This window comes from Zavarzinia sp. (assembly GCF_049306435.1).
Classification (GTDB): Bacteria; Pseudomonadota; Alphaproteobacteria; order Zavarziniales; family Zavarziniaceae; genus Zavarzinia.
Window position 1 is genome coordinate 1 of sequence record NZ_JBAQRT010000042.1, and the last position, 7,562, is coordinate 7,562.

9 protein-coding genes are annotated in these 7,562 nt (G+C 64.7%); 3 read left to right on the top strand and 6 right to left on the bottom strand.

The features are described 5' to 3' along the window. The 5 genes from WAZ62_RS02115 to WAZ62_RS02135 all read right to left on the bottom strand — a co-directional run. On the bottom strand, window positions 1-411 hold a 411-nt coding region (locus tag WAZ62_RS02115; RefSeq protein WP_422641882.1), incomplete at its 3' end, for a hypothetical protein. 182 nt (window positions 412-593) lie between these two features. Further along, the gene (locus tag WAZ62_RS02120; protein WP_422641883.1) at window positions 594-818 is read right to left on the bottom strand and encodes a hypothetical protein; all 225 of its coding nucleotides are present in this window, start codon (window positions 816-818) and stop codon (window positions 594-596) included. Window positions 819-896: 78 nt separating this feature from the next. After that, window positions 897-1,298, bottom strand: coding sequence for a hypothetical protein (locus WAZ62_RS02125; RefSeq protein ID WP_422641884.1), 402 nt, complete (start codon window positions 1,296-1,298; stop codon window positions 897-899). Window positions 1,299-1,328: 30 nt separating this feature from the next. Further along, window positions 1,329-2,633 (bottom strand): GSCFA domain-containing protein, encoded by a 1,305-nt coding sequence (locus tag WAZ62_RS02130; protein WP_422641885.1) that lies wholly within the window; start codon window positions 2,631-2,633, stop codon window positions 1,329-1,331. A 58-nt stretch (window positions 2,634-2,691) separates the two neighbouring features. After that, window positions 2,692-2,964, bottom strand: a complete 273-nt coding sequence (locus WAZ62_RS02135) for a hypothetical protein (RefSeq protein WP_422641886.1) — start codon at window positions 2,962-2,964, stop codon at window positions 2,692-2,694. A 380-nt stretch (window positions 2,965-3,344) separates the two neighbouring features. On the opposite strand from WAZ62_RS02135, the gene WAZ62_RS02140 reads away from it, so the two are divergent. Continuing rightward, entirely contained in the window at window positions 3,345-3,761 is a 417-nt protein-coding gene (locus tag WAZ62_RS02140) for a phosphomannose isomerase type II C-terminal cupin domain (RefSeq protein WP_422641887.1), read from the top strand. A gap of 152 nt (window positions 3,762-3,913) precedes the next feature. Here WAZ62_RS02140 and rtcR read toward each other — a convergent pair whose 3' ends face one another. Then, on the bottom strand, window positions 3,914-5,509 hold the full coding sequence (gene rtcR / locus WAZ62_RS02145; protein WP_422641888.1) for an RNA repair transcriptional activator RtcR: 1,596 nt from the start codon (window positions 5,507-5,509) through the stop codon (window positions 3,914-3,916). A 211-nt stretch (window positions 5,510-5,720) separates the two neighbouring features. On the opposite strand from rtcR, the gene WAZ62_RS02150 reads away from it, so the two are divergent. Further along, window positions 5,721-6,962, top strand: coding sequence for an RtcB family protein (locus WAZ62_RS02150; RefSeq protein ID WP_422641889.1), 1,242 nt, complete (start codon window positions 5,721-5,723; stop codon window positions 6,960-6,962). Window positions 6,963-6,993: 31 nt separating this feature from the next. Then, a partial coding sequence (locus WAZ62_RS02155) for an RNA 3'-terminal phosphate cyclase (RefSeq protein WP_422641890.1) occupies window positions 6,994-7,562 on the top strand: 569 nt, incomplete at its 3' end.

Here is a 7,562-nt window from a genome sequence, read left to right on the forward strand (position 1 = left end):
GAGCAGAACGCCGCTGCTGCCGGCGCCGGCCCGGCCGGTGACGACGAGGCCAAGCGCGGCAGCGGTCGCCGCCAGCGTGCCTTCGCGGGATGCCGTGGTCCGGCAGATCAGGCGGGCTTCAAGGGCGGCCATCCGCTCCAGCAGGGCTGGTCCGTTGGCGATCCGATGCCATGGCGTCAGTGTGACGATGTGATCAACCCGGCTGACGACCGCGGCCTGCAGCGCCTCAAGATCGACACGCACGAACGACCCCGCGGCCTCGAGAGCCAGCGGCAATTCCAGCACGGCGATGCCGGTTCCCTTCAGCGCCGAGAGAGCGGCATGACTGCCGTCGCCAAGCTCGAGAACCACGTCGCCGGCACCGATCAGGGCCGAAAGCGCCGCCTGGGCCCCCTTGAAGACGATGGGCATGCCCCCCGCGGACGGCCCCCTGATGCGCGAACCCTTTTGAGACATATCCATCAAACAGAAAGATAAACCAGAAATGCCGAGGAACAATCGGAACGCGAATATCCGGAACCCCGGCGACGAAAAAGAGAATGGCACGCGCCAAAGGCGCGTGCCATCACGACATCAGGACTGCGGCGCCAGACTCAGCTGGCGGCAGACGGACCCCGGGCCGGCCGCGAGGCGGCGGAGGCCTCGCGCCGGGCCGCGGATTCGCTGCGACGGGCTTCGGCCGCGCTCTTGCGGGCTTCGGCCGCGGAAGCGCGCTTGGCCGCGGCTTCGTTGCGCTTTTCCGCCGAAGCGGACTTGCGGGCTTCGGACGCCTGGGCCCGGGCTTCCTTGCTCAAGGCCACTTTCTTTTCGCTTTCCATCTCTCTTGCTCCTTATCACACACCGGCCCGTGGACAGGCGTCCCGCTCGGGCGGGGCCATCTCGACGACCGGCTCTGTTCACGACGGTTTGTTATCGCCGCCCCGCGCCTGGCGTCTGGACGCGACATCGTCGCGCCGGAGTGCCGAAGCCTGTTCCCGGATTTCGGCCGCCTGACGGCGGCGGACCAAGGCCGCTGCCTGTCGGCCTTCCGCGGCCTCGAGCCGACGCATGGCCGTGGCCTTGCGCCGTTCCTCGGCGCCCACGCGGGCGGACGAGTCACGCTCCGCCTTGACGGGGACCTTGGTTTCGGCCGGGGAGACGACGACAGGCGCCGCGACCTCCGCCACCACCACGGCTGGCTCGACCGGGGTCGCCGGCGGGGTCACCGCCGGCTTGGTCCCGGATTTCGAGCCCGCGCTCTTGGTGGAAGCGGTCTTTTCCTTGGGCTTCTTGCTGAAGCCGCCGAAAAGTTTTGCCATTTCACCACCTGTTCCGAATGCGACGCAGGATCAACCCGCCTTGCGCTCGGCAAGGGTCTTCAGGCGGCGTTCCTCACGGCGCTCCGCCAGGGCCTTCTCCCGCTTCGCCGCCTTTTCGGCCGCGCGCTGCTCGGGGGTCAGGCCGTCGTCCTTGATCACCTTGCCCTGGGCCTTCAGCTTGGCGACCCGGGCTTCGTGACGGGCGATTTCCTCGACGCTCTTCGAGCCGGTGCGGACCTTGGCCATTTTCTCGCCGCGGATACGCTTCAGCGCCTTGGCCTTGTCCTCGCCGCCGAGTTCGCGATCAAGGGCCAGCGCCTCGGTGAAAGTATGCTCGATGTCTTCGTCGGTCAGGCCGGTCGTGCAGAAATAGCGCTCGAAGGCGCGCATGTTCAAGTCCAGCACATGCGGATGGGCATGGCGGCCGTCGGCGCCGAACTGGTTCTTGAACGCGTTCAGCACGATCTCGTAGGACGGGAAGTAATACAGCTTCTCGTCATTCGGCTTGCTCTCGCGATAGAGCTGATCGAGCGCGCTGCGCAGGATCGCCTTCGAGACCGCGTTCGCCGTGATGCAGGAGACATCGCGGAACGTGGCGGCCAGCGGGATCGGCGACAGGGTGAAGACGATCGGCGTGCCCGGCTTGTGCTTGCGGATCAGGTTGTAGATCGCCCGCAGGTTGGTCAGGCTTTCCTCGTGGGTGGCCACGCGGAATTTGTGACGGCTCGGGTCGAACTTGTCGAAGGGCACCGCGCGCCAGAACACTTCGCCCGTCGGCTCGTCGTACCAGACTTCCGAAAGGCCGAGGGTGATGATGAAGAGGTCGGCGCTGTCGAACAGCTCCTTGGTCTTCAGCCGCACCTGCTCGTCATAACCGAATTCCTCGGCCTTGTAGCCGTGCCAGAGATCGACCGCCGGGGTATTGTTTTCCCAGGCCCATTCGAACTGCTGACGGATGGCGTGCGTATTGACGATACCGTCGCCAAGACGGGACACGTAGGCGACGTTGTCCTTCTTGGTGGCGACATTATAGCCGATATTGTTCAGGTAGTTGCTGATGTTGGACGCGAAGCAGCTGCCGAACGCGATGATGTTGGTGTTTTCGTTGATGAACGGTGCGGCCGGCATCCAGCCTTTCAGGAAATACTTGGCGATCGCGTCGGGACGCTCGAGCATGTCCAGCGTCGGGCCGTAATTCGTGTGTTCGCCGCGGTAGAAGCTGTAGCCGAAGGACATTTTCTTGCCGTCGACAACGGCTTCGATCGTCCGGTTGACGACCTGCGTGCCCCCGGATTCAACTTCGTCGGCGGCGTTGGTCAAAGTTTCGGTGCTCATAAGAATAGACCTCCAATCGGTCAGTCGGCTCAAGTTTTCGCCGCCGCCCCTGTCCCCGTCAACCCTGTTCGTCGCTTCCGCCGCAGGAGGGTTGACTGTCGATGAACAACACCTGCCCCCGTGAAACGCCATGAACGCCAGCATTTCGGGCCATCGCACGCCAGTCCGCCGGGGCGGGCCGCAAGGCATATGCGAGCCTGATGATGATGATTTTCATGTTCCTGAGCCGGGCATTGCCTTCACGCTTGCGTCGCATTTCCACCCCCCGGGTAGCCCTGTCCGACGCATGTTCGGCGGCAGTCTCGCCCGGAATTTTAACGCGATGCAACATGAAACCGCGCGCTCCGCACAATGTTCCGACCGAAACATGACGGCCATCACTGAACTGTTCACATTTCAGTCCACGCCATAACGAGGGAACACATCAGAGGCTGCGGGGTTCCAAGAGAATGCGCGAAAAAAGAACAATTCGGTTCGACGCAATGCAAGAATTTCCTATAATCGGAGAATCTAATACAAACCATAGTTACAAACCCGATTTACCAAGCAAATGCATCAGAATTGATGACCATTTGTCAGCACGACCTCCGCAGGTGTGATGGCCGTCACTTGCGCCGGAGCAGGGCGGAGGGATACTGAAGAGGCAGTCCTTGACAGGACCTTTTGTTGCATAGCAATGTAGATCAATCCGAGATTACGGAGAGCACGGACATGGACGCAACGCTGAAGCGTACCGATCGTCAGCGGTCTTCGAAGGCCAGCGAGGCCGACGAAACCGCCTACCGCATCGGTGACAGCGATGAGCGACCCTGGGGGGGGTGGGCCGTACTGGACGTAGGCAGTGGCTTTATCGTCAAGCGCATCAAGGTCGCCCCTGGCCAGAGACTTTCATTGCAGTATCATTTCCACCGCGCGGAAGACTGGATCATCGTCGACGGCCGGGGAATCGTGGAAATTTCGGGCAAGCCGATCGAGGTCGGCCCCGGTTCCCACGTTCATATTCCCGCGACCGCGACGCATCGCATCTCGAACACCAGCGACGAAATTCTCACCTTCGTCGAAATCCAGCGCGGTGACATTCTGGACGAGACGGATATCGTTCGTCTGTCCGACGACTACGGCCGCTGAACTCAAGGCAGCCGCGCCGGGACCCGTCCTGGCGCCCCATCGGTGACCCGTGGAGACCCAAGGGCCTCCAGGGATTACAAAAAAACTGAAGGGCGGGCAACGGCGGCATATGCCACGCTCGCCCTTCGTGTTTGTACCCGGCGAATGCTGGCTTAGCCGGCCAGTTCCTCGAACCTGAGACCAAAGCGCAGCAGGTATTTGCGCAGCCGGTCCGCGTCATTGGTGCTGCGCCGACCCTGGCGCGACACGGCGAAAAGCCGCCGGCCAGCGTCGGACAGGCTGCGGCTGCCATGGCAGGCCTTGACCACGGCGGCGAGTTGAGCCCGATCGAAGGGATCGAGTCCGGCGAGCGCCTCGGCATCCAGCACTTCATCGAGACCATCGCTGATCGCGGGCCGATCCAGCCCGCGCCAGCGCCCGCGCAGCCGGGCGATTTCCATCTCCACATCCGCGGTATCGATGCGGCCGGAGGGGGCCAGCGTGGCCATGCGGGTGATGCTGGCGGCGAGATCCCTGAAGTTCCCCGGCCAGGGCGCATCCTCGCCCGTGGCGAAGGCGAGATAGAGACGCCGCGCCTCCCGATTGAAGGAAATCCGGCGCCCTTCCCGCTCGGCATGGCGGTCCAGTTCGAAATCGATGTTCGGCTCGATATCCTCGCGGCGCTCGGCGAGGCCCGGCAGGGTGAAGCTCCAGAGGTCCAGCCGGGCGTGAAGATCCTCGCGGAAGCGGCCTTCCGCCACCTCGCCGCCGAGGTCCCGGTTGGTCCCGGCGATCAGCTGGAAATCCGAGGTGCTTTCGCTGTCGGCGCCAAACGCGAGGAAGCGCTTGTCCTCGACCGCGCGCAGGATCATCGCCTGCTCGTCGGGGCCGAGTTCACCGATCTCGTCGAGGAACAGCACGCCCTTGTCGGCGCTGCGCAGCAAGCCCGGCCGGTCCGCCATGGCCCCTGTAAAGGCGCCCTTGCGATGACCGAACAGGGCCGACATCGCGCCATCGCCGCGCAGGGTCGCGCAATTCACCTCGACGAAGGGGCCGGAGACCTGATGCTTCAGGCGTTTCAGCTCGTGAATGCGGCGCGCCAGCCGGCTTTTCCCCGCCCCGGTCGGCCCCATCAGCAGGACGGGGGCACGGCTGCGGATCGCCACCTGTTCGATCTCGCCGATCATGCGGTTGAAGGCCGCGTTCCGCGTCGCGATGCCGGACTTCAGGAAATCCGCCCCCTCCTCCCGCGCCGAGGCGAAACGTCTGGCGATACTGTCGTAACGCGACAGGTCGAGATCGATCGCGCTCCACTCGCCGCGCACCGAGGCCCGCTCGCCCCGGCCGGGCTGGGTCTGCAGCAGGCGGCCGGGCAGGAAACGGGCTTCGGTCAGAAGGAACAGGCAGATCTGGATCACATGGGTGCCCGTGGTGATATGCACCAGGTAATCCTCGGCCTCCGGGTCGAAGGAACAGCCCCGGGCGAAATCCAGCAGCTTGCCGTAGACCTCCTCGAAATCCCACGGATCGACCAGGTCGAGGAGCCTGAGTTCGACCCGCGTCTCGGGCGAGACGCTGGCGATATCGGCGGCGACCTGCCGCGCCAGCTTTTCGTGGCGGCGGCCATGGATCAGCACGAAGCGATCGACCCGCAGATCCTCCTGCATGCACAGGCCGACACTGGGCCGCCATTTGCTCCAGCGCGAGGGTCCCAGTTTGCTGGCGTCGAGGGTCGAACCCAGGAAGCCGATGACGACGGTCGGTTTCATGGCGCTATTCTTGTATAATTTCTTATATTTTAATATAGGATTTTTCGATCCGGCTTTCGCGACAATGGCGCGTTCATTTCTATTTTTTCAGTATAAATCAATATCTTATGGAAATTTTTGCCGTCGCGCCAGCCACTGGCACGCCGCTTGCTGATAGCTACGGGCAAGCGCCGCCCGGCAATCCGGCCGGGCGGCAGGTGGAGACAGGATCATGACCGGCGCCGCGCCCGAGAAAAGCACTTACGAATTCAGCCCCGTCGAAGGCGGCGTGCCCCTGAAGACCTGGACGCGGGGCGTCACGATCGATGACGGCGCCCGCGCCCAGCTGGAGCGGGTGGCGCGGCTGCCCTTCGTCTTCTCCCATGTCGCGGCCATGCCCGATGTTCATGTCGGCATCGGCGCGACCGTTGGCTCGGTCATCGCCACCACGGGCGCGGTCATTCCCGCCGCCGTCGGTGTCGATATCGGTTGCGGCATGATGGCGGCCCGCACCTCGCTGCTGGCGACCGACCTGCCGGACAATCTCGCCGGCATCCGCGCCGCGATCGAGCGGGCGGTGCCCCATGGCCGTGACGTCGGCCGTGGCAAGCGCGACAAGGGGTCCTGGGGCGAGGTGCCGCCGGATATCGCCACGGCCTGGTCCGGCCTCGCCCAGCGTTTCGCGGCGATCGTCGCGAAATACCCGAAGCTGGCCAAGGCCAACACGGCGAACCATCTCGGCACCCTCGGCACCGGCAATCATTTCATCGAGCTCTGCCTCGACGAGGAGGCGCGGGTCTGGGTCATGCTGCACTCGGGATCGCGCGGCATCGGCAACGCCATCGGCAGCTACTTCATTGAGCTTGCGCGGAATGACATGCGGCGCTGGTTCATCAACCTGCCGGATCGGGATCTGGCCTATTTCCCCGAAGGCACCGTTCATTTCGACGATTATGTCGAGGCGGTGGGCTGGGCCCAGGATTTCGCCGCGCTGAACCGGCGCGCCATGATGACCAATGTCATGCGCGCCCTGCGGGCCGAGATTCCGAAGCCCTTCGAGGCGGAGTTGGAGGCGATCGACTGCCATCACAATTACGTGCGGCGGGAGAAGCATTTCGACAGGAACCTGCTCGTTACCCGCAAGGGGGCGGTGCGGGCGGCGATGGGCGTCCGGGGCATCATCCCCGGTTCCATGGGCGCCTGTTCCTACATCGTCCGTGGCAAGGGCAACGAGCAATCGTTCGACAGTTGCTCCCACGGGGCGGGACGCCTGATGTCCCGCGCCGAGGCGAAGCGCCGCTTCACCCTGGCCGATCACGCGGCGGCGACCGAAGGCGTCGAATGCCGCAAGGATGCCGAGGTGATCGACGAGACCCCGGCCGCCTACAAGCCGATCGACAAGGTGATGGCGGCCCAGGCCGACCTCGTCGATATTGTCCATACCTTGAAGCAGGTGGTCTGCGTGAAGGGCTGAAGCCCTCCACGCCCATTTCGGGAAGCGTTTCATGATCACCATAGACGGCACCGCCGGCGAAGGCGGCGGACAGATCCTGCGCAGCAGCCTCGCCCTTTCGCTGGTGACGGGCGAAGCCTTTCGCATCGAGAATATCCGCGCCGGGCGGCCGAAACCCGGCCTGATGCGTCAGCATGTGACGGCGGTCGAGGCGGCTTGCGCGGTCGGCGGCGCGACCTGCGACGGGCTTGCCCTCGGCGCGCGGGACATCACCTTCCGCCCGGGCCGGATCACGCCCGGCGACCATCACTTCGCCATCGGCACCGCGGGCAGCACCAGCCTCGTGCTGCAAACCGTCCTGCCGGCGCTGATGATGGCGGCGGTGCCCTCGCGCCTGGTGATCGAAGGCGGAACCCATAATCCGGCCGCGCCGCCCTTCGAGTTCCTGGAGCGCTGTTTCCTGCCGCGTCTCGCCCGCTTCGGCCCCCAGGTCACCGCGCGCCTGATCCGCCATGGCTTCTTTCCGGCGGGCGGCGGGCGGATCGAGGTGGAGATCGAGCCCGCGCCGCTTCGCCCGGTCGATTTCGGGGCGCGCGGCCCGCTGCGCGGCCTTGTCGGCAC